This is a genomic window from Bradyrhizobium sp. AZCC 1577, from assembly GCF_036924575.1.
Classification (GTDB): domain Bacteria; phylum Pseudomonadota; class Alphaproteobacteria; order Rhizobiales; family Xanthobacteraceae; genus Bradyrhizobium.
Map to the genome: position 1 here is coordinate 6,149,169 of NZ_JAZHRQ010000001.1, position 20,282 is coordinate 6,169,450.

At 63.2% G+C, this 20,282-nt stretch carries 18 protein-coding genes; 12 read left to right on the top strand and 6 right to left on the bottom strand.

The annotated features are described in order from the left end of the window. Positions 1–37: 37 nt before the first annotated feature. From V1278_RS29185 to V1278_RS29205, 5 genes are all read right to left on the bottom strand, one after another. Positions 38–1,033 carry an alpha/beta fold hydrolase gene (locus V1278_RS29185; RefSeq protein ID WP_334383070.1) on the bottom strand — a complete coding sequence of 332 codons (996 nt, stop codon included), beginning with the start codon at positions 1,031–1,033 and terminating at the stop codon, positions 38–40. Positions 1,034–1,042: 9 nt separating this feature from the next. Next, positions 1,043–2,587, bottom strand: coding sequence for a WS/DGAT/MGAT family O-acyltransferase (locus V1278_RS29190; RefSeq protein WP_334383071.1), 1,545 nt, complete (start codon positions 2,585–2,587; stop codon positions 1,043–1,045). Positions 2,588–2,742: 155 nt separating this feature from the next. Continuing rightward, complete coding sequence (locus V1278_RS29195) at positions 2,743–3,477, bottom strand: esterase/lipase family protein (protein ID WP_334384287.1); 735 nt, start codon at positions 3,475–3,477, stop codon at positions 2,743–2,745. Between the two features lie 68 nt (positions 3,478–3,545). Continuing rightward, positions 3,546–3,797 carry a DUF6489 family protein gene (locus V1278_RS29200; protein ID WP_065744106.1) on the bottom strand — a complete coding sequence of 84 codons (252 nt, stop codon included), beginning with the start codon at positions 3,795–3,797 and terminating at the stop codon, positions 3,546–3,548. Between the two features lie 101 nt (positions 3,798–3,898). Continuing rightward, entirely contained in the window at positions 3,899–5,152 is a 1,254-nt protein-coding gene (locus V1278_RS29205) for an NAD(P)/FAD-dependent oxidoreductase (protein WP_334367731.1), read from the bottom strand. Between the two features lie 200 nt (positions 5,153–5,352). On the opposite strand from V1278_RS29205, the gene V1278_RS29210 reads away from it, so the two are divergent. The 12 genes from V1278_RS29210 to V1278_RS29265 all read left to right on the top strand — a co-directional run bounded on the left by V1278_RS29210 (position 5,353) and on the right by V1278_RS29265 (position 19,362). Further along, positions 5,353–6,948: an ABC transporter substrate-binding protein gene (locus V1278_RS29210; protein ID WP_334383073.1), complete on the top strand. Its 1,596-nt coding sequence runs from the start codon at positions 5,353–5,355 to the stop codon at positions 6,946–6,948. A gap of 104 nt (positions 6,949–7,052) precedes the next feature. Then, complete coding sequence (locus tag V1278_RS29215) at positions 7,053–8,033, top strand: ABC transporter permease (RefSeq protein ID WP_028350075.1); 981 nt, start codon at positions 7,053–7,055, stop codon at positions 8,031–8,033. Between the two features lie 11 nt (positions 8,034–8,044). Beyond that, a complete protein-coding gene (locus tag V1278_RS29220; RefSeq protein WP_334367729.1) occupies positions 8,045–9,016 on the top strand; it encodes an ABC transporter permease in 972 nt (323 codons plus the stop codon). Continuing rightward, positions 9,013–10,011 carry an ABC transporter ATP-binding protein gene (locus V1278_RS29225; protein WP_334383074.1) on the top strand — a complete coding sequence of 333 codons (999 nt, stop codon included), beginning with the start codon at positions 9,013–9,015 and terminating at the stop codon, positions 10,009–10,011. Before V1278_RS29220 ends, V1278_RS29225 begins: the two co-directional genes overlap by 4 nt. Next, complete coding sequence (locus V1278_RS29230) at positions 10,008–11,006, top strand: ABC transporter ATP-binding protein (RefSeq protein ID WP_334383075.1); 999 nt, start codon at positions 10,008–10,010, stop codon at positions 11,004–11,006. Before V1278_RS29225 ends, V1278_RS29230 begins: the two co-directional genes overlap by 4 nt. Positions 11,007–11,209: 203 nt before the next feature. Further along, positions 11,210–13,015, top strand: coding sequence for a gamma-glutamyltransferase family protein (locus V1278_RS29235; protein ID WP_334383076.1), 1,806 nt, complete (start codon positions 11,210–11,212; stop codon positions 13,013–13,015). A gap of 12 nt (positions 13,016–13,027) precedes the next feature. After that, the gene (locus tag V1278_RS29240) at positions 13,028–13,738 is read left to right on the top strand and encodes a DUF1028 domain-containing protein (protein ID WP_334383077.1); all 711 of its coding nucleotides are present in this window, start codon (positions 13,028–13,030) and stop codon (positions 13,736–13,738) included. Further along, on the top strand, positions 13,735–14,724 hold the full coding sequence (locus V1278_RS29245) for an ABC transporter ATP-binding protein (RefSeq protein ID WP_334367724.1): 990 nt from the start codon (positions 13,735–13,737) through the stop codon (positions 14,722–14,724). The genes V1278_RS29240 and V1278_RS29245 overlap by 4 nt, the downstream gene beginning before the upstream one ends. Next, positions 14,721–15,830, top strand: coding sequence for an ABC transporter ATP-binding protein (locus V1278_RS29250; protein ID WP_334367723.1), 1,110 nt, complete (start codon positions 14,721–14,723; stop codon positions 15,828–15,830). Before V1278_RS29245 ends, V1278_RS29250 begins: the two co-directional genes overlap by 4 nt. A gap of 21 nt (positions 15,831–15,851) precedes the next feature. After that, entirely contained in the window at positions 15,852–17,363 is a 1,512-nt protein-coding gene (locus V1278_RS29255; RefSeq protein WP_334383078.1) for an ABC transporter substrate-binding protein, read from the top strand. 165 nt (positions 17,364–17,528) lie between these two features. Further along, the gene (locus tag V1278_RS29260; protein WP_028350083.1) at positions 17,529–18,470 is read left to right on the top strand and encodes an ABC transporter permease; all 942 of its coding nucleotides are present in this window, start codon (positions 17,529–17,531) and stop codon (positions 18,468–18,470) included. A 4-nt stretch (positions 18,471–18,474) separates the two neighbouring features. Then, on the top strand, positions 18,475–19,362 hold the full coding sequence (locus V1278_RS29265; protein ID WP_334383079.1) for an ABC transporter permease: 888 nt from the start codon (positions 18,475–18,477) through the stop codon (positions 19,360–19,362). Between the two features lie 68 nt (positions 19,363–19,430). Here V1278_RS29265 and cnbZ read toward each other — a convergent pair whose 3' ends face one another. Beyond that, the gene (gene cnbZ, locus V1278_RS29270) at positions 19,431–20,174 is read right to left on the bottom strand and encodes a 2-amino-5-chloromuconate deaminase CnbZ (protein ID WP_334383080.1); all 744 of its coding nucleotides are present in this window, start codon (positions 20,172–20,174) and stop codon (positions 19,431–19,433) included. Between the last annotated feature and the right edge of the window lie 108 nt (positions 20,175–20,282).

Sequence of the window (20,282 nt, forward strand, 5' to 3'; positions counted from 1 at the left end):
CGCTGCGCTCCTCGCAATGACGGCTGGTTATGCGGACCTACCCAAATCTTTTCCTGCGCCACTCGATCAGCTTGCTACTAACCTCGTCCGGCTTTTCCTGCTGCGTCCAATGGCCGCTGTCGCGCACGAGATACTTCTCGAGATCGGGCACCAGCTTCTCCATGCCCTCGGTCGCCGACGGCGGCAGCACCGCGTCGTTCTCGGCCATGATCATTAGCGACGGCACGCGGACGGTATGGTCGAGCCCTTCCGAGCGCTGCCAGTTGCGGGAAAAATTGCGGTACCAGTTGATGCCGCCGGTGAAGCCGGTCTTGGTGAAGGTGTCGACGAACACCTGCTTTTCTTCCGCCGACAGGATCGGCGTGCGCGGATCGTGCTTGGCATCGTAATTCGCGATCATCTGTGGAAACGCCAGATTGAGTCGCGCCGATGCGCCGACACCCGCAATCGGCTGCTCCTCCGGCGTACCCGCGGGCCGCGCCACCGGCTTGCGCATGAATGCGTCAAAGGTCTGCTCGACCCGGCTGCCGAAAATCCTGTCAGGCTCGCGGCCAGGGTCCTGGAATTGCACGATGTACATCTTGTCGCCGAAGCGCTGCCGAAACAGCTCGATCGGATCGGCCGGCATGCGATCCCAATGCGGGGTGTTGACGCCGACGACACCGGCAACGCGACCCGGATGACGCAGCGGCATCTGCCAGACGACGAAGCCGCCCCAATCGTGGCCAACGAAGATCGCCTTGTCGATCTGGAGATGATCGAGCAGACCGACGAGATCGCCGGTCAGATGCTCCATGTCGTAATCCTCGACCGGCTCGGGGCGGTCGGTCGCGCCATAGCCGCGCTGATCCGGCGCAATCACCCGGATGCCGGCCTCGCTCAGCGCTTTGATCTGGTGCCGCCAGGAGAACGCGATCTCCGGCCAGCCATGGCAGAGAATGACCGGCGGCTTGTCGGACTTCGGCCCCGCCTCGTAATAGCCCATGCGAATACCGTTCACCTCGGCGAATTGCAGCGGCGGCATTTCAATCATGGCGGCCCCCTATTCAGCGGCGCGGGTCATGCTCGGCGGCGGCACGAACGCCGCCTCCAGCGCTTCAAATTCGACCGGGAGCATGTCGCAGAGAACCTGGACATGCGGAATGATGTTGGCGCCGGCGATGAAGCCGAAATCGAGCTGGTCGCGGTAGCTCTGCACGGTGATGTTGAGCGCGATGCCATGCGTCGAGATCGACACCGGGAAGATGTGCAGCAGCTCGGCGCCGGCGGCATACAGCGTCTGCCGCGGCCCGGGCACGTTTGACACGGTGATGTTGGCTGCCGGCGGCAGCACGTCGGAGAGGTTGGAGCGGCTGTAGAGCAGCGCAAGGATCTGGGTCACGATCGGCGCGCCCAGCATCGAAAGGTTGGAGACTTGCGGCATCAGCGCCCGCAGCGGATGCGACATCTCCTTCGACTTGGTGGATTGCGCGATGATGGTTTCCAGCCGCGTCTTGGGATCGTCGACGTTGGTGGCGATCGCGCAGATCATGCCGAACACCTGGTTGTTGGCCTCGGCGTTGCCTTCCTCGCGCAGCGAGATCGGCACCGCTGCGGTCAGCGATTTGCTGGGCAGCGCGCCCTGGCTGATCAGATAGCGGCGCACCACGCCTGAAGACAGCGCCAGCACGACGTCGTTGAGCTTGCCGCCGGACGTCTTTGCCAGAGCCTTGGCGCGCGACAGCGAGATCGAGACGCCGGCAAAGCTGCGCTCTGACGATATCGCCTTGTTCAGGATGGTCGGCGGCGAGGCCATGCTGGCCAGGCTGTCGCGCGATTTGGGATCCGAAATCTTGCCGACCACATCTGACACGCTCTTGAGCATCGTCGGAATGCTGCTGGCGAATTTCACCGCGCTTTCGATCTGGAACATGGCGTTGTCGAACAGGATCGATCCGAGATCGCTTTTTCCCGAGCGCGGCAGCTCGAGGCTCTTTGGCGCCGCCTTCGGGTCGAACGGCTGGGTCCAGAGCTGCTGGTAGGAATCGATCAGGTTGGCGGCGATGTCGCGTGGCTCCGGTGCCACCTTGCGTGCCGTCGGTGGATCGACCTGACGCGGCACCGGGGTGATGTCGTAGATCATGCTGGTGAGTGCGGCGCCGGCGCCGCCGTCAATGCAGGCATGGTGCATCTTGGAGTAAAGCCCGATCTCGTTGTCCTTCATGCCTTCGAAGACATAGAACTCCCAGAGCGGGCGGGCGCGGTTGAGCAATTTGGCATGCATCCAGCCGACGATGCGCTCCAGCGTCGCGCGGTCGCGCGGCGCCGGCAGGCTGGCGCGGAAGATGTGGCGGTCGATGTCGAACTGGTCGTCCTCGACCCAGGACGGATGATCGATGTCGAGCGGCGCCTTCTCCAGGCGGGCTTTCAGGATCGGCGCGATGTGCAGCCGCGAGGCGATCATCGCCTTGAACTCTTCGAAGAAGTCGCCCTTGTAGCCTTCGGGCAGGCGGAAGATCGCCATGCTGCCGACATGCATCGGCATTTCCGGGGTTTCCAGATACAGAAACGACGCGTCCAGCGAAGACAGCTTCTTGGCGTCCGCCATATTTTCCTCCCGCAGTAGAAAACGCGGCGCCTTGGCGGCGCTTCTGGCGTCTGGAATGTCTTTGTTATTGGAGCATATCCGAAAACCGACAGCCATCCTGCATCAATTGCAGGGCGGGATCTTTCGCGATCATGCCCTTAGCTCAGGGCGTGGATTCAGGATTGTGCATTTTCAGGGGGCCCATAGGCAATGGCAAATGGTCCTGATCGGTCAAAATGCTTAAACTCGCCTTCCGCCTGCGCCAGGCGGTCGGCTACTGCCCACAACGCTGCGGGGTTGACGCCGAGCCCGATATGGCTGGCAAGGTGGACCTCGATGTTTTCGGCGTTTGCGGAGGGACGCAACAGGCTGGTGTGCCAGTTCACGATGCCGTCGGTCCGCGAATAGATCGAGGTCGCCGGCACCGGCAGGTCCCCGGCAATGGCCAAGCGGATTTCCGGATTGTCGTCGACAGTTTCCCCCGACAGCACCTCATAGAGCCGCGTGGCGTTGGTCGCGCGGACATCGCTGGCAAACGGGCTGCCGAGCGTGATCACCGAGCGCACCATGTCCGGCATCTGCAGCGCGAGATCGCGCGCATAGACGCCGCCGAGGCTCCAGCCGACCAGACTGACCTTTCGGCCCGTGGCTTCATAGATGCGCCTCAGGAGAGCTTGCAGTGCCCCGCGCTTGGAAGCGATGCCGCCGAAATTGCGGCCCATGTCCCAGGCATAGGTATCGTAGCCGAGTTCTTTCAGATAGCGCCGCATCGGCGCCATCGACAGATCGCTGGCGAGAAATCCCGGCAGCGCCAGCACCGGATGCCCGTCGCCCCTCGGCGCACGCAACAAGAGCGGCGACAGTAACAGGCTCGAATTCAGCTCGAACAGCGCCCGCGTCTCGGCCAGCATCAGAAACAGGCTAGGCGGCCGAAGCCGCTGCTCTTCTGTTGCTGCGCCGCTTTCCGCAATGGCCACTCTCACTTGTCCTTCTTGGCCATGCCGCCGAGCCCGGCCATGGTCACGAACATATCCTGGAATCGCTCGGCGATCTTGGGATCGAACGTGAACCAACTCTGGATCAGCGATTCCGGCGACACCTTTTCGATGTTGGCCATCACCTGCTGCTGCATCTTGTCCATCACGGCGGTCTGCATCGGCGAGACGTCGGGCAATCCGAAGAACTGCCTGGCCTCCAGCGGTGTGCAATCGATTTCGACGTTAACTTTCATGACCGCTCCTTATCGCGCTGCCCTTGCTGCAGTATCGACACGACGGACCGAGTCATGCAAGGACCAGAGCCGGTCCCCCGTCCCTTCAACTCCCGATATGGTCAACCAAAGCGTTCGATGGCAAACGGCCTGACATCGGCAAACGGCGTCTCGCCGGTCATCATTTCGGCCAGCAGGCGGCCGGTCGCGGGTCCGAGCGTCAGGCCGTGGTGCTGGTGGCCGAAATCGAACCATAGCCCGCCGTGGCGGGGGGCCTTGCCGATCACCGGCAGCATATCCGGCAGACAGGGCCGCGCACCCATCCAGGGCTTGGTGTCGACCGGCTCGCCGAGCGGGAACAGTCTGTGCGCCCGCGGCAGGGCCCGCTCGACCTGGATCGGCGTTGGTGGTGCATCGCGGTGGGCAAACTCGGCGCCGGTCGTGAGCCGAATGCCGCGGTTCATCGGCGCCAGGAGATAGCCGAGATCGGTGTCCAGCACCGGATGATTCAAGATCGCATTGCCGCGCGGCTTGAGATGCAAATGGTAACCACGCTTGACCTGAAGCGGGATCGAATAGCCGAGCGGGGCGAGGATCTGGTCGGACCACGGCCCCATCGCCACCACCACTTCGCGCGCTGCAATAGTGCCTTCCAGCGTCGCCACCCGCCACCGTCCGCTCGCCTGTTCGAGCGTTCGGGCGTCGCCGACCAGATAACGCCCGCCCTTGCGGCCGAACAGCGCCGCATAGGCCTTGGCCAGCCCACCGGGATCGGGCACAAATCCCGGCGCGGGAAAATGGATCGCGCCGCTGAAATCACCCGTCAGATGCGGCTCGCGCGCTGATATCGCCGGCCGATCCAGCACCTCGCCGGCGACGCCGTGCTCCCCGGCACGCTTGAGATCCTGCACCGCATTCGCAAGGGTCGTCTCGGAACGAAACAGCTTGATCCAGCCGGTCCGCCGCAACAGCTCCGGCACATTGGCGTCCGCAATCAGCGCCTCATGCTCGATCAGGCTGCGCTGGATCAACGGCAATTCGGCCATTGCGCTGTGCAGTGCACGCTCCGGTGAAGAGGCGAGAAAATACCGTGCCAGCCACGGCAGGAAGATCGGCAAATCCCTGAAGTGGTAATGCACCTGCGGCGCGCGAAGAAACGCGTAGCGCAGGATCTGGCCCACGTCACGCGGAAACATATAGGGAAAGACCGAAGCGCACTCGATCAGCCCTCCATTGCCGTAACTGGTTTCCTCGCCGGCCGTATCATGGCGGTCGATCAGAACTACGTTCCGGCCGCGTTTTTGCAGGTGCAAAGCGGCACTGACGCCGACCATGCCCGCACCCAGGACGAGAACGTCGGCCTTCAGTTCCGCCATCCACAACTCCGAAAGTTCAATGTAACGTGCTTGCGCATGCGTCTTAAGGTGAGACTTGAGGTGAGACTAGTCATTGCCGCACCGCCGCGCAAACCGGCACGCAGTGCGGGATAATGAAGCTTGCGCGGTGGCTGGACTCTGGCAACATGGCTCGGCAATATCCGGCGGAAATTGCTGATCAAAATCGGGGAAATCGACAAATGTCGGTACGTCAGACTTTGCTTGCAGCGGCCACGGCTTCCATCCTTGCCGTGGCAATGGCGCCGGCATCGGCTCAGAGCCTGCGCTATGCCAATCAGGGTGACCTCAAGTCGCTCGACCCCTATACACTGAACGAAACCACCACCCACGCCCATCTCGGCCACGCCTATGAGGGTCTGATCGCTCGCGACAAGGACCTGAAAATCGTCCCTGCCCTGGCGGAAAGCTGGGAAACCCCAGAACCGACCCGTTGGCGCTTTCATCTACGCAAGGGCGTCAAATTCCACAACGGCGACCCCTTCACTGCCGACGATGTCGTTTTCTCGGCAGAGCGCGTTCGTGCCAAGGGCTCGAACCTTCCCACCCGCATTCCGTCCGATGCCAAGGTCGTCAAGGTCGACGACTACACCGTGGATTTCATCCTGACCTCGCCAAATCCCATTCTGCATTCGCAATGGGATACCTGGTACATCATGGACAAGAAATGGGCCGAGGCGAACAACTCGATCGCCCCGACTCCAGTGGCGGCAACTTCGCCGAGTTTTGCCTCGCTTAACGCTAATGGCACCGGTCCCTTCATCATCGAGAGCCATCAGCCCGGGGTGAAAACGGTGTTCAAGCCAAATCCGAACTGGTGGCGCGAGCCCGAGCACAATCTGAAAGAGATCGTCTTCACGCCGATCGGCTCCGCCGCCACGCGCGTGGCCGCCCTGCTGTCGGGCGAAGTCGACGTCATCGAGCCGGTTCCGATCCAGGATATCACACGCGTGGATTCCAGCCCCAACGCCCAGGTGCTGAAGGGACCGGAACTTCGCACCATCTTTCTCGGCATGGACACGGTTCGCGATGAATTGCTGTATTCCAACATCAAGGGCAAGAACCCCTTCAAGGACGTTCGCGTTCGCGAGGCCTTCTACAAGGCAATCGATGTCGAGCTGATCAAGACCCGAGTGATGCGCGGACTTTCCACGCCATCGGCGCTGATGATCGCACCGCAATTATTTGCGCTGTCAAAGGATTTCACGCGGCCGAAAGCCGATCCGGATGGGGCCAAGAAGCTGCTGGCGGAGGCTGGCTACCCCGACGGTTTCGAAGTCAGCCTGGACTGCCCCAACGACCGTTACGTCAATGACGCCCCGATCTGCCAGGCGGTAGTCAGCATGCTGGCCCGGATCGGCGTCAAGGTTGACCTCCTCGCGCAACCCAAGGCGCAGTACTTCGCCAAGGTTCTGAAGGCGGGCGGCTATCAGACGTCGTTCTTTCTGTTGGGCTGGACTCCCGGAACTCTCGATTCCCATAACGTGCTCTACGACGTTATCGGCTGTCGCGACGATCCCAAGAGTTCGCGCGGAGAGAACAATCTCAGCGGGTATTGCAACAAGGAAATCGACGCCCTCACCGACAAGATATTGCAGGAAGCCGACACCACCAAGCGCGATCAGTTGATCAAGAGCGCTTACCAGATCCTCGACAAGGATTTCGGTTATATCCCGCTGCATCAGCAGGCGCTGGCCTGGGGTGTGTCGAAAAAGGTGAAGCTGACGCAGCGCGCCGACAATCAGGTTCTGCTGTACTGGGCGACCAAACAGGACTAGTCGGGCGTCAAACGAGGTCCCGGCGGCTTGGTGCTTCCGGGACCTTTCGTTTCCAGGCGACAGCGACGTCCGCCGCCGCACCAAGAGAGCAGTGAAAGGAATACATGCTCGCTTTCACTCTTCGCCGCGCAATCCAGGCCATCGGCGTCATGATCGCAGTCGGCGTGATCGCGTTCTCGATGTTCCGTTTCGCCGGCGATCCCGTCAACCAGATCGTCTCATTGGATACGCCGGCCGCCGAACGCGAGGCGGTGCGCAAGTCGCTCGGGCTCGACGATCCCGTGCCGGTGCAGTTCGCACGCTATTTCGCCAATGCCGCGCAATTCAAGTTCGGGGTCTCCTATCAGTTCCGCCAGCCGGTTTCGAACCTGTTGATGGAACGAATGCCGGCGACGCTGGAGCTGGCCGCCTGCGCCACCGTTCTCGCCATGGTGTTCGGCATCCTGATGGGGGTCTATTCGGCGCTGCGGCGCGATACGATTCTGACAAAATTCTTCCAGGCGGTGTCGCTGATCGGAATCTCGCTGCCGACCTTCCTGATCGGCATCCTTCTCATCTATCTGTTTTCGGTGACGCTGGGCTGGCTGCCTTCATTCGGCCGCGGCGAAGTGGTGCGGATCGGCTGGTGGACCACCGGCCTGCTCACGCTTTCCGGCCTGAAGGCGCTGATCATGCCTTCGATTACGCTGGGCCTGTTTCAGATGACCTTGATCATGCGGCTGGTGCGCGCTGAAATGCTCGAAGTGCTCCGCACCGACTACATCCGCTTCGCCCGCGCCCGCGGCCTGACCACGCGCGCGATACATTTCGGCCACGCGCTGAAGAACACGCTGGTTCCCGTCATCACCGTCGCCGGCCTGCAGTTTGGCTCGGTAATTGCATTTGCCATCATCACCGAAACCGTCTTCCAGTGGCCGGGTATGGGATTGTTGTTCGTGCAGGCCGTGCAAAATGTCGATATCCCGATCATGGCCGCCTACCTGCTGATGGTGTCGCTGATTTTCGTTACCATCAATCTGGTGGTCGATATCCTCTACACCGTCGTCGATCCGCGCCTGCGCTCGACCATCCGCCGTCCGGCATAAGCGAGACTGATATGTCTGACGCCGTAGTACCACACCGAATAGAGTCGAGCCCGCAGCGGGCACGCTCGAACGCGAGCTGGCTGAAGCGCGTGCTCGACAGCGACATCTTTTACTCGTTCCGCCGCTCCCGGATGACGATGGTGGCGGCGGCAGTAACGGTCCTGTTCTTCCTGCTGGCGATCTTTGCATCGCAACTCGCCGTGCAAAACCCGTTCGATCCGGCGCAACTGCAGTTGATGAATTCGCGGATCTCGCCGCTGTGGACCGCCGAGGGCCAAAGTCCGTTCCTGCTCGGCACCGACGAACAGGGCCGCGACGTGTTTTCTGCGATCCTTTACGGCTTGCGGATTTCGCTCGTCGTCGGCGTGCTCGGCGTCATCTTCGCCGGCACGCTCGGCATCACGCTTGGCCTCATTGCAGGCTATGTCGGTGGTGCGGTCGACGGGCTGATCATGCGCATCGCCGACGTGCAGCTCACCTTCCCGGCCATCCTGATCGCGCTATTGGTCAACGGCGTCGCCAAATCGGTGTTCAACAACCGGCTCGACGCCGTGAGCACGCTGGCAGTCTTGGTGGTTGCGATCGGCCTCAGTTTCTGGGTGCAATACGCTCGCACCGTGCGCGGCTCGGTCATGGTCGAGAAGAACAAGGACTATGTCGCAGCCGCGCAACTGATCGGCCTTCCCGCGCCGAAGATCATGCTGCGCCACGTGCTGCCCAACACCATGGGTCCGATCCTGGTGATTGCAACCATCAACCTCGCGCTTGCCATCATCACCGAGGCGACGCTGTCGTTCCTGGGCGCCGGCATGCCCGACACCATGCCCTCGCTCGGTACCCTGATCCGGATCGGCAACAACTATCTGTTTGCCGGCGAATGGTGGATCGTCGCGTTCCCCGGCATCGCGCTGGCGGGGCTAATCCTTTCCATCAACCTGCTCGGCGACTGGCTGCGCGACGCGCTCAATCCAAAGCTCCGATGACCGTTCCCGTCCTCTCCGTGCGTGACCTCGAGGTGGAATTCCTCACCCGCCGCAGCACGCTGCGCGCGATCAACGGCGTTTCTTTCGACATCGCCAAGGGCGAAGTGCTCGGCGTGGTCGGCGAATCCGGCGCCGGGAAATCGGTCACGGGACTAGCCGTGATCGGACTGATCGATCCTCCCGGCCGCATTTCGGGCGGCGAGATCTATCTGTCGGGAACGCGGATCGATCACCTGCCGCCGGAAGAAATCCGCCGTATCCGGGGCAAACGGATCGGGATGATCTTTCAGGATCCGCTGACAAGCCTCAATCCGCTCTACCGGATCGGCGACCAGATCGTCGAGACTATCCGAACCCACTTGAACCTGTCGGAGACCGCCGCGCGCAAGCGCGCCATCGATCTCTTGGCCGAGGTCGGCATCCCCGCACCGGACAAACGCATCGACGCCTATCCGCACGAATTCTCCGGCGGCATGCGCCAGCGCGTCGTGATTGCGCTGGCGATCTGCGCCGAGCCGGAGCTGATCATCGCCGACGAACCGACCACCGCGCTCGACGTCTCCGTGCAGGCGCAGATCATCTCGCTGATCAAGCGCCTCGGGCGCGACCATGGCACGGCGGTGATGCTGGTCACCCACGACATGGGCGTGATCGCCGAGACTTCCGACCGGGTCGCGGTGATGTATTCGGGCCGGATCGCCGAGATCGGCCCGGTGCAGGATGTGGTGCAGAACCCACTGCACCCCTATGCCAAGGGCCTGATGGGCGCGATCCCGACGCTCGCGGGCGAAGACAAGCGGCTGGTGCAAATACCGGGCTCGATGCCGCGGCTGTCGGCGATCCCGCCGGGCTGCTCGTTCAATCCGCGTTGCGCATTTGCATTCGACCGTTGCCGCGTCGATCGGCCGGAGCCGCTCAAGCACGGTTCGCACGCCGTGGCCTGCCATCTCTTCGACACCGCGCCCCATGAAGCGGCGAAGGAGACCGTGGCATGAGCCCGCCTTTTGTCGATGTGAGGAATTTGCGCCGCGTGTTCGACGTCTCGAAGCCGTGGCTCAACCGCGTGCTGGAAGGCGGCCGTCCGGAATTCCTGAAAGCCGTCGATGGCGTGACGTTCAACATCAGGAAGGGCGAGACTTTTGCTCTCGTCGGGGAATCCGGCTCGGGCAAGACGACCGTGGCGCGGATGGTCGTGGGACTTCTGCCGCCGACTTCGGGCGAAGTCGTCATCGACGGCGTCTCGATGACCAATGCCAGGCAGGCGCAGGCGCGGCAGCGGCTGCGCCGCCGCATCCAGATGATTTTTCAGGACCCCTACGCGAGCCTCAATCCCCGCTTCCGGGTCGATGCCATCGTCTCCGAGCCGATCCGCGCCTTCGACCTGATCCAGGGCGAGCGCGATATTCAGTTTCGCGTCGGCGAATTGTTGAATCTCGTGGGCCTGCATCCTGATGACGGCCTGAAATATCCGCATGAATTCTCCGGCGGCCAGCGCCAGCGCATCGCGATTGCGCGCGCGCTGGCGTCAGATGCCGAGTTTATTGTTTGCGACGAGCCGACCTCGGCGCTCGACGTCTCCGTGCAGGCGCAGATCCTCAATCTGATGCGCGACCTGCAGGACAAATTCGGCCTCACCTATCTCCTCATCAGCCATAACCTCGCCGTGGTCCGCCACATGGCGACGCGCATCGGCGTGATGTATCTCGGTCGTATTGTTGAAATCGCCGAGGGCCGCGAATTGTTCGCCAATCCGCGGATGCCCTACACCAAAATGCTGCTCGGCGCGGTTCCTGATCTCGCGATGTCCGGCCGGCAGCGGATTCCGGTCAGGGGCGAGATCCCGAATCCGATCGATCCGCCGCCCGGCTGCGCCTTCAACCCGCGTTGTCCGCTCGCCTTCGATCTGTGCCGGCGGCAAACGCCCGAGCTGATCAACGGGGTTGCCTGCCACGCCGTCAACCAACCGGTTGAGGCTGCCGCCGCGGTATGATCACGGAGATGGGTGCAATGCGTGGCATCCCAGCGGTTGGCATCCAGCCTCGCCTGTGATCAAGTGCGCGCACTAGAGCATGCTTCAACTGAGTTGAAGCATGCTCGTAGATCATCTTCTTGTTTGAGCATGATCTTTTCGGAAAAACCGGTGTCCACTTTTCCGGATCATGCTCTAGGATACCAGCACGGCATTGGATTCCCATGAGCAACATCAATCCCGATCCGTTCACCACAAGGCCGGAAATCGAAGGCACCTTTGGCGTCGTCACGTCGACCCACTGGATCGCGACCGCCGTCGGGATGAGCATCCTGGAAAAGGGCGGCAACGCATTCGATGCCGGCGTTGCCACGGCCTTCACGCTGCAGGTGGTGGAGCCGCACCTGAACGGCCCGGGCGGCGACGTGCCGATCATCGTGCATGACACCAGGCGCGGCCGCACCGAGGTGATCTGCGGCCAGGGTCCGGCGCCTGCGAAGGCAACCATTGCGCACTACAAGAGCGAGGGGCTGGAGATGGTGCCCGGCACCGGGCTCCTCGCCGCGTGCGTGCCCGGCACATTCGAATCCTGGATGCTGCTCTTGCGCGATTACGGCACGATGCGGCTGCGCGATGTGCTGGAGCCCGCGATCGCCTACGCCCGCGACGGCTATCCGCTGGTCGAGCGCGCTTCCGCAACGATCCAGGTCGTCGAGCAGTTGTTCAGGAAGCACTGGACGACATCGGCGGCGGTCTACCTGCCGAACAATGAAGTGCCAAGACCCGGCACGCTGTTCACCAACAAGCAGCTCTCCGAAACCTACGCCCGCATCCTCAACGGGGCGGAAAGCGCGGGCGGCGACCGCGTCGCACAGATCGAGTGCGCGCGAAAGTCCTGGTCGCAGGGTTTCGTGGCGGAAGCGATCGACAAGTTCTGCAGCACCCAGGACGTGATGGACGTCAGCGGCTCACCGCATCGCGGCGTGCTAAGTGCCGACGACATGGCACGCTGGCAGCCGACCGTCGAGGCGCCGCTGACCTATGATTACGGCCGCTACACCGTCTGCAAGCCCGGCGTCTGGAGCCAGGGCCCGGTAATGCTGCAGCAACTAGCGTTGCTCAAGGGTTTTGAGCTCGACGGGCTCGATCCTGCCGGGCCCGACTTCATCCATCTGCAGATCGAATGCGCGAAACTCGCCTTCGCTGACCGCGAGAAGTTTTATGGCGACCCGAAATTTACCGATATCCCGATCGCGACGCTGTTGTCGGATGCCTACAATGACGAGCGCCGCAAGCTGATCTCTGGGGATAAGGCCTCGCTCAATTTCATCCCGGGATCGGTCGAAGGTTTCGGGTCGATCGTCAAGCTGCGCCGTGCGGAAGGCCATCGCGAAGCGGTCGGCGCCATGGGCGCGGGCGAGCCGACCGTCGGCCGGTTCGGCGAGGTGCGCGGCGACACCGTGCATTTCGACATCATCGACCAGGCCGGCAACATGATCTCGGCGACGCCGTCCGGCGGCTGGCTGCAATCCTCGCCGGTCATTCCCGAACTCGGCTTCTGCCTCGGCAGCCGCGCGCAGATGTTCTGGCTGGAGGAAGATCACCCGGCAGCACTTGCGCCCGGCAAACGGCCGCGCACCACGCTCTCGCCCACCATGGCGCTGCGCGACGGCGAGCCCTACATGGCTTGGGGATCGCCCGGCGGCGACCAGCAGGATCAATGGACCACGCAGTTCTTCCTGCGGCATGTCCACGCCAAACTGAACCTGCAGGAAGCGATCGATGCGCCGGCCTGGCACTCCGAACATTTTCCGATTTCGTTCTGGCCGCGCACCGCGCGTCCCGGCGTGCTCGTGCTCGAAAGCCGCGTACCGAACGCGACTGTCGACACGCTGAAGAGCCGCGGACATGTCGTCGAGATCGGTCCCGAATGGTCGGAAGGCCGCCTCACCGCGGCCTCCAAGGTCGGTCGTCGTCGCCGCGCCGCCGCCAATCCGAGGGGCATGCAGGGCTACGCGGCGGGCCGGTAGAGGCGACTTGAGATGACTTGGTCGATCATTGCCCGTGATTCCTCAACCGGCCAGATCGGCATCGCCGTCGCGACCCGATTTTTTGCGGTCGGCGCGCGCGTGCCGCATATCGCGCCCGGCATCGGCGGCATCGCGACGCAGGCGCTGGTCAATCCCTATTACGGCATCGACGGCGTGAAGCTGTTGCGCGAAGGCCGCAGCCCCCGCGAGGTGGTGGACATTCTGCTCGTTACCGACGATGGATACGAGGCCCGCCAACTTCATGTCATGGATATCAAGGGCCGCATCGCAGCGCATACCGGCCGCGAATGCATCGACTGGTGTGGGCATATCCAGGGTGACGGCTTCTCCCTCGCCGGCAACATGCTGGCGGGCGCGGCCGTGCTCGATGACACGGCGAAAGCCTTTATCGCCAATGCCAGCCTGCCCTTTGCGCAGCGGCTGATCTTAGCGATGAAGGCCGGCGAAGCCGCCGGCGGCGACAAGCGCGGCAAGCAATCGGCGGCGCTGTTGATCCACGGCGAGGAAGAATGGTCAGATCTAGACCTGCGTGTCGACGACCATACCGATCCGTTGGCCGAACTCGAACGACTGGAACAAGTGAGCCGCGAACGCTGGGTGCATTTCCGTCCCTTCCTGCCGACGCGCAAAAATCCGGCGGGGATCACCGACCGCATGGTCATCGATGCCCGCATCGAAGCGGCCACGGCGGGCAAGGCATGACGGCAAACCCGTTGATCGAAATCGAGGGCCTGCGCGTGGTCTTCCACGGCGATGATGGCCGCACCACGCACGCGGTCGACGGTGTCGATCTCAGCGTGGCCAATGGCGCGACGCTTGGCCTCGTCGGCGAATCCGGCTGCGGCAAGAGCGTGACCTCGCTCGCCGTCATGGGATTATTGCCAAGGCGTTCCGCTGAGGTGTCGGGTTCGATCCGTTTCGACGGTTTTGATCTCCTCGACATTCCCGACGATACGCTGCGCGATCTGCGCGGCAATCGGCTCGCGATGATCTTTCAGGAGCCGATGACTTCGCTCAATCCGAGCTTCACCATCGGCGATCAGATCATCGAGACCATCCTTCGCCATCGCGGCGGGTCGCGGCGGCAGGCGCGCGAGCGCGCGATCGAGCTGTTGCGCCGGGTGCACATCCCCTCGCCTGAGAGACGTGTCGACGAATATCCGCACAAGCTGTCGGGCGGCATGCGCCAGCGTGTGATGATCGCGATGGCGTTGGCCTGCGACCCGCGCCTCTTGATCGCCGACGAGCCGACCACCGCGCTCGACGTCACGCTGCAGGCGCAGATCCTCGATCTGATGCGCGAGCTGAAGGCCGCCAGCGGCGCCGCGATCATTCTGATCACCCACGATCTCGGCGTGGTCGCCGAAGTCTGCGACGAAGTCGCGGTGATGTATGCCGGCGAGATCGTCGAACGCGCGCCGGTCGACGAACTCTTTGCCAGCCCGCAGCATCCCTACACCGTCGGCCTGCTCGGCTCGATCCCGCGGCTCGGCCGCCGTACCCAGCACCTGGCGACGATCGAAGGCATGGTGCCGAACATGGCGAACCCGCCCGCCGGCTGCCGCTTCGCCGCGCGCTGTCCCTTCGTGCTCGACGCCTGCATCGCCGCACCGCCGCCGCTTGCGACGGTAAGCCCCGACCACGCCTCGCGCTGCATCCGCGCGCCGCTGGAGCGGCTGGTATCATGACCGCGCTGCTCGAAGTCGAAGGCCTGGTAAGGCATTTCGTCGCCACGCGGTCGGTTTTCGGCCGGCCCACGGCCTACGTAAAGGCAGTCGACGGCGTCAGCTTCACGGTCGAGGCCGGCAAGACGCTGGCGCTGGTCGGCGAGTCCGGTTGCGGCAAGTCCACCGTCAGCCGGCTGGTGCTGCGGCTGATCGAGCCGGATGCGGGCAACGTTCGCTTCGAGGGCCGCGACCTCGGCGCGCTCGGCGCCAACGAATTGCGCGCCTTCCGCCGCGATGCGCAGATCATTTTCCAGGATCCCTATGCGTCGCTCAATCCGCGCATGACGGTGAGCCAGATTCTGAGCGAGCCGCTGGCACTGCACGATCTGGTGCCGGCCCCGCGCCGTCGCGAACGCGTCGAGGAGCTGTTGCGCCTAGTCGGGCTCGAGCCGCGCTTTGCCCGGCGCTACCCGCACGAATTTTCCGGCGGCCAGCGCCAGCGCATCGCGATTGCGCGGGCGCTGGCGGTAGAGCCGAAACTGATCATCTGCGACGAGCCGGTCTCCGCGCTCGACGTCTCGATCCGCTCGCAAATTCTCAATCTGCTGCGCGACCTGCAGGACCGGCTCGGCCTCGCCTACATCTTCGTCTCCCACGATCTGGCGGTCGTGAAGCACATCGCCGACCGCGTCGCCGTGATGAATCTCGGCGGTATCGTCGAGACGGCGGACGCCGAAGCGCTGTTCGCCGCGCCCCGGCATCCCTATAGCCGTGCGCTACTGTCGGCCATTCCCGTACCCAAACCGCAGGCCCGGCGCGGCCGCATCGTGCTGGAAGGCGAGATGCCGAGCGCGCTCAATCCGCCTTCCGGCTGCCGCTTTCATACCCGCTGCCCTTACGTCATCGAGCGCTGCCGCACCGAAATTCCGCCCCTGCTCGCCGACGGCACGGGACACGCGACGGCGTGTCACCGCACCGCCGAATTGCCGTCACCCGGGGCCATCGTTCCCGCCGATGGCGGATTTTCGCCGGTGCTGGAAAAGTTGGTCGCGGCCTTCAGCGGTGGCACGGAAGGTGCAGGCCGCGTCGGGGTTGATGTATCAAGGACACGGCCAAATGCGGTGTAATCGAGGATAAGGGATGGCAGCATGATAATCTTTCGTTTGGCAGTCACCGCGGCGGCGCTGCTGCTGTCGCTTCCGGCAACAGTTCAGGCCCAGACCACCCTGCGGATCGGGCTCGCCGAGGATCCCGATATCCTCGACCCGACCATGGCCCGCACCTATGTCGGCCGCATCGTATTCGCATCATTCTGCGACAAGCTGTTCGACATCGACGACAAGCTCAACATCGTGCCGCAGCTCGCGCTGAGTCACGAGACCTCGGCCGACGGCAAGGAAGTCACCGTCAAGCTCCGGCCAGGCGTCAAGTTTCACGATGGCGAGGCCTTCAATGCGGAGGCCGCAAAATTTTCGCTGGAGCGCCACCTGACGATGCAGGGCTCGTTCCGCAAACCGGAACTGGCAGCCGTCGATCATATCGACGTCGTCGATCCCCTCACCATCAAGCTGGCATTGAAGGCGCCCTATTCCCCTCTGGTCGCGCAGCTTACCGATCGCGCCGGGATGATGGTGTCGCCGAAGGCGGCCAAAGAGGCCGGCGACAAATTCGGCCTGCGTCCGGTTTGCGCCGGTCCCTACAAATTCGTCGAGCGCGTGCAGCAGGACCGCATGGTGTTCGAGAAATTCGCCGACTATTGGAACAAAGACAGTGTCCATATCGACCGTATCGTCTATCTGCCGCTGGTGGACGCGACCGTCCGCCTGGCCAATTTGAAATCCGGCGGGCTCGACCTGATCGAACGCGTGCTCGCGACGGACCTCAAGGAAGTGCAGGCGGACTCGAAGCTGAAATTGTCCAGCGCAATCGAGCTCGGCTATCAGGGCGTGACGCTGAACGTCGGCAAGGACAAAGCCAAGGGGCCGCTCAGCCAGTCCGCCAAGGTGCGGCAGGCGCTTGACCTCTCGCTCGACCGCGACGCGATCAGCCAGGTGGTATCCAACGGCGAGTTCAAGCCTGGAAATCAGTGGATCAACCCGGATCATCCCTATTACCAGAAAGCCTTTCCGATACCGAAGCGCGACGTCGCCAAGGCCAAGGCGCTGTTGAAGGAAGCCGGCGTCACGCCACCGGTCAGCGTGGACTTCATGGTCTCGAAGGGCGCGGAAACCGAAGCGGCGGCTCAGGTGATCCAATCGATGGCGGCGGAAGCCGGCTTCGACATGAAGCTTAGGGTCACAGAGTTCGCGACGTCGTTGAAGCAGGCCGAGGCCGGAGAATACCAGGCCTTTCTCCTGGCCTGGAGCGGTCGGATCGACCCGGACGGCAACTCCTATGTCTTCCAGAAGAGCGACGCGCCGCAGAACTACAGCGGCTGGTCCAACAAGGAGGCCGACAAGGCACTCGATGACGGCCGCCTCGTCACCGATCAGGCGCAGCGCAAGGCGATTTACGAAAAGCTGGCCAAGATCGTGCTGGAGGAGAAGCCGCTGCTCTACATCTACCACCGCCGCATCCTGATCGCGCATACGACGAAGCTCGAAGGCTACAAGCAGATGCCGGACGGGCTGGTGCGGGTGGTCGGGCTGAAGCTGAAGTGAGGCGCGCCTACACGCTCTCGTGTCCCGGACGCGGTGCAGCGCGGCAGCGCTGCTCCGCAGAGCCGGGACACCCATCGATCCGACGCTCCCGATCTCAACGAGGTGGGTCCCGGTTCTGCAGCGCAGCGTTGCACGCTGCGCTGCGCCCGGGACACGAATAATACCATGCTAAACTTCCTCGCGCGGCGTATCGTCCAGCTCATCCCGACGCTGTTCTTCGTCTCGATCCTGATCTTCTCGCTGCAGCAATTGCTGCCGGGCGATCCGGCGCTGGTGATGGCCGGCGAGGAACGCGATCCTGATGTGATCGCGCAGATCCGCGAGCAGTACCGGCTCGATCAGCCGGTGCCGGTGCAATACGTCTACTGGGTCAAGGGCGTGCTGTCGGGCGATTTCGGCGAGTCGCTTCGCAACAAGGTGCCGGTGCGCGAATTGATCGCTCAGAAGCTGCCGGTGACGATGCAGCTTGCGTCGATGGCGATCGTGATCGCTTTCCTGATCGGCATTCCGGCCGGAATCATATCGGCGGTGAAGAAAGGCACGGCCTGGGACTATGGCGCCAATTTCTTTGCGCTATGGGGGATCTCGACGCCGAATTTCTGGCTCGGCATCATGCTGATCTTCCTGTTCTCGATCCAGCTCGGCTGGCTGCCGGCGTCGGGCTATGTACCGCTGACCGAAAACTGGCGCGCCAGCATCGCCTCCACCATCATGCCGGCCTTCGTGCTCGGCAACGCGATTGCCGCGATCCTGATGCGGCATACCCGCAGCGCCATGCTGCAGGTGCTGGAAAGCGATTATGTCCGCACCGCCCGCGCCAAGGGGCTTCTCGAGCGCTCGGTCATTCTCAAGCACGCCATGCGCAACGCGCTGACGCCGGTGATCACGCTCGGCGCGCTCGAGCTGGGCACGCTGTTGTCGGGCGCGGTATTGACGGAGCAGATTTTCTCGATTCCCGGTTTCGGCAAGCTGATCGTCGACGCGGTCTTCAACCGCGACTATGCGGTCGTGCAAGGCGTCGTGCTGACGACGGCGACGATCTACATCACGCTCAATCTCATTGCCGATATCGCCTATGTCCTCGTCAATCCGCGGCTGAGGGCTTAAAGCCATGGCCGACACCACGCTCAATGCATTACCGATTGCTGTTTCCGACGACCTGGAGAGCCCGGCGCGGCGCGCGCTGCGCCGGCTCTTCAAGCGCAAGGGCGCGGTGGCCGGGCTTGTCGTGATCGCAACCTTCATGTCGCTCGCCGTGTTTGCGCCGCTAATCTCGCCCTATGAGCCGATCGCGACAAGCTGGTCGCTGGTGCGCAAGCCGCCTTCCGCGCTGCACTGGTTCGGCACCGACGAACTCGGCCGCGACATTCTCGCCCGCGTGATCTACGGCGCGCGGGCCTCGCTTCTGGCCGGCGCCATATCGGTCGGGATCGCGTTGTCGATCGGCGTGCCGCTCGGCCTCCTGTCTGGCTATCGCGGCGGCTTCATCGACGCGCTGATCAGCCGCATCACGGATGCGATGCTGGCCTGCCCGTTCCTGATCCTGGCGATTGCGCTCGCGGCATTCTTGGGGCCCAGCCTCGGCAACGCCATGATCGCGATCGGCATCTCGGCAACGCCGATCTTCGTGCGGCTGACCCGCGGCCAGGTGATGAGCGTCAAGGTCGAGGATTATGTCGAGGCCGCGCGCGCCATGGGCAATCCGCGCTGGCGCATCGCGCTGTTTCACATCCTGCCGAACATCATGCCGGCGCTATTGGTGCAGGCGACGCTGTCGATAGCTGCTGCCATCATCGCCGAAGCCGCGCTGTCGTTCCTCGGCCTCGGCCAGCAGCCGCCCGCGCCGTCCTGGGGCAGCATGCTGAATGCCGCGCAGCGCTTCCTGACCAATGCGCCGTGGATGGCGGTCTGGCCGGGACTGGCGATCTTTCTCGTGGTGCTGTCGTTCAACCTGGTCGGCGATGGTTTGCGCGACGCGCTCGATCCGAGGGAGCGGTAGTTGAGACCCTCATGGGTGAGGAGCGCGCTCGCGCGCGTCTCGAACCATGAGGCCCGCCGGTGGCCTCTCTAGATCACGATCTCCCGCAGCACCCTTCGGCAATCCATCTCATATTCCAGATCAATCACCGGCGGCCGGGCAAAATGCCAGGTCAAACCCGAACGCGCGGCGCCGCGGCGAACCAGTGCATCCGCAAAGACGTGGTGGAAATCGTGGATGGTGTAGGTCTGCACGTCAGTCGCGTCTTTCCAGCCGAACCCGAACTCGCCCATGCGCCGCTCCATCACGCCGGCGACGTAGCGGACCTTGTCCGCAATACCCTCGGGACTGACATCGCGGTAACGCACGGTGCGTTCAGCATAGCTCGCATTGCCCTCCTGCGACTCGCCGCTGCCCGCGATCACGAAGCTCGGCGCCGTGCTTTGACTCGGCCGCGTGAATGAAAAGGCGTAGAATGACGGTTCAGCCGGCGGATCGATCTCCGGACAGACATTGCTGCGCGCCACCGGATTGATCGTGCCGTCATAGACGCCCCATTCGCTGAGCGTCTTGACGTAATGCAGGTTGAAATTGCGGAACCCTTCGTCGGTGAATGCCGCCGGCGAGCGCAGCTCGCAGGCGCAGAACGACGTCAGCGGCCTGCCCGCCGCCTCGATGTACCTTGCGATCCGCGCAAAGCCCTCGGCCAGCGGCAGCCATTTGTCGAACCGCACCCGCTCGATCTCAAATCCGGGATTTGCTGCGACACCGCCCGAATACTGGAACACGGCGGGAATGAAGCGGTAATTGCCGGCGGGAAAGTCGCTTGTCATGTTGCCTCCCTGTTTTTCTATCTTTTAGCATGGAGACACACCGGCGTCGCATCCCGGCATGAAAAAGCGGCGGCAACGGTTTCCCGCTGCCGCCGCTTGCTATTCTGC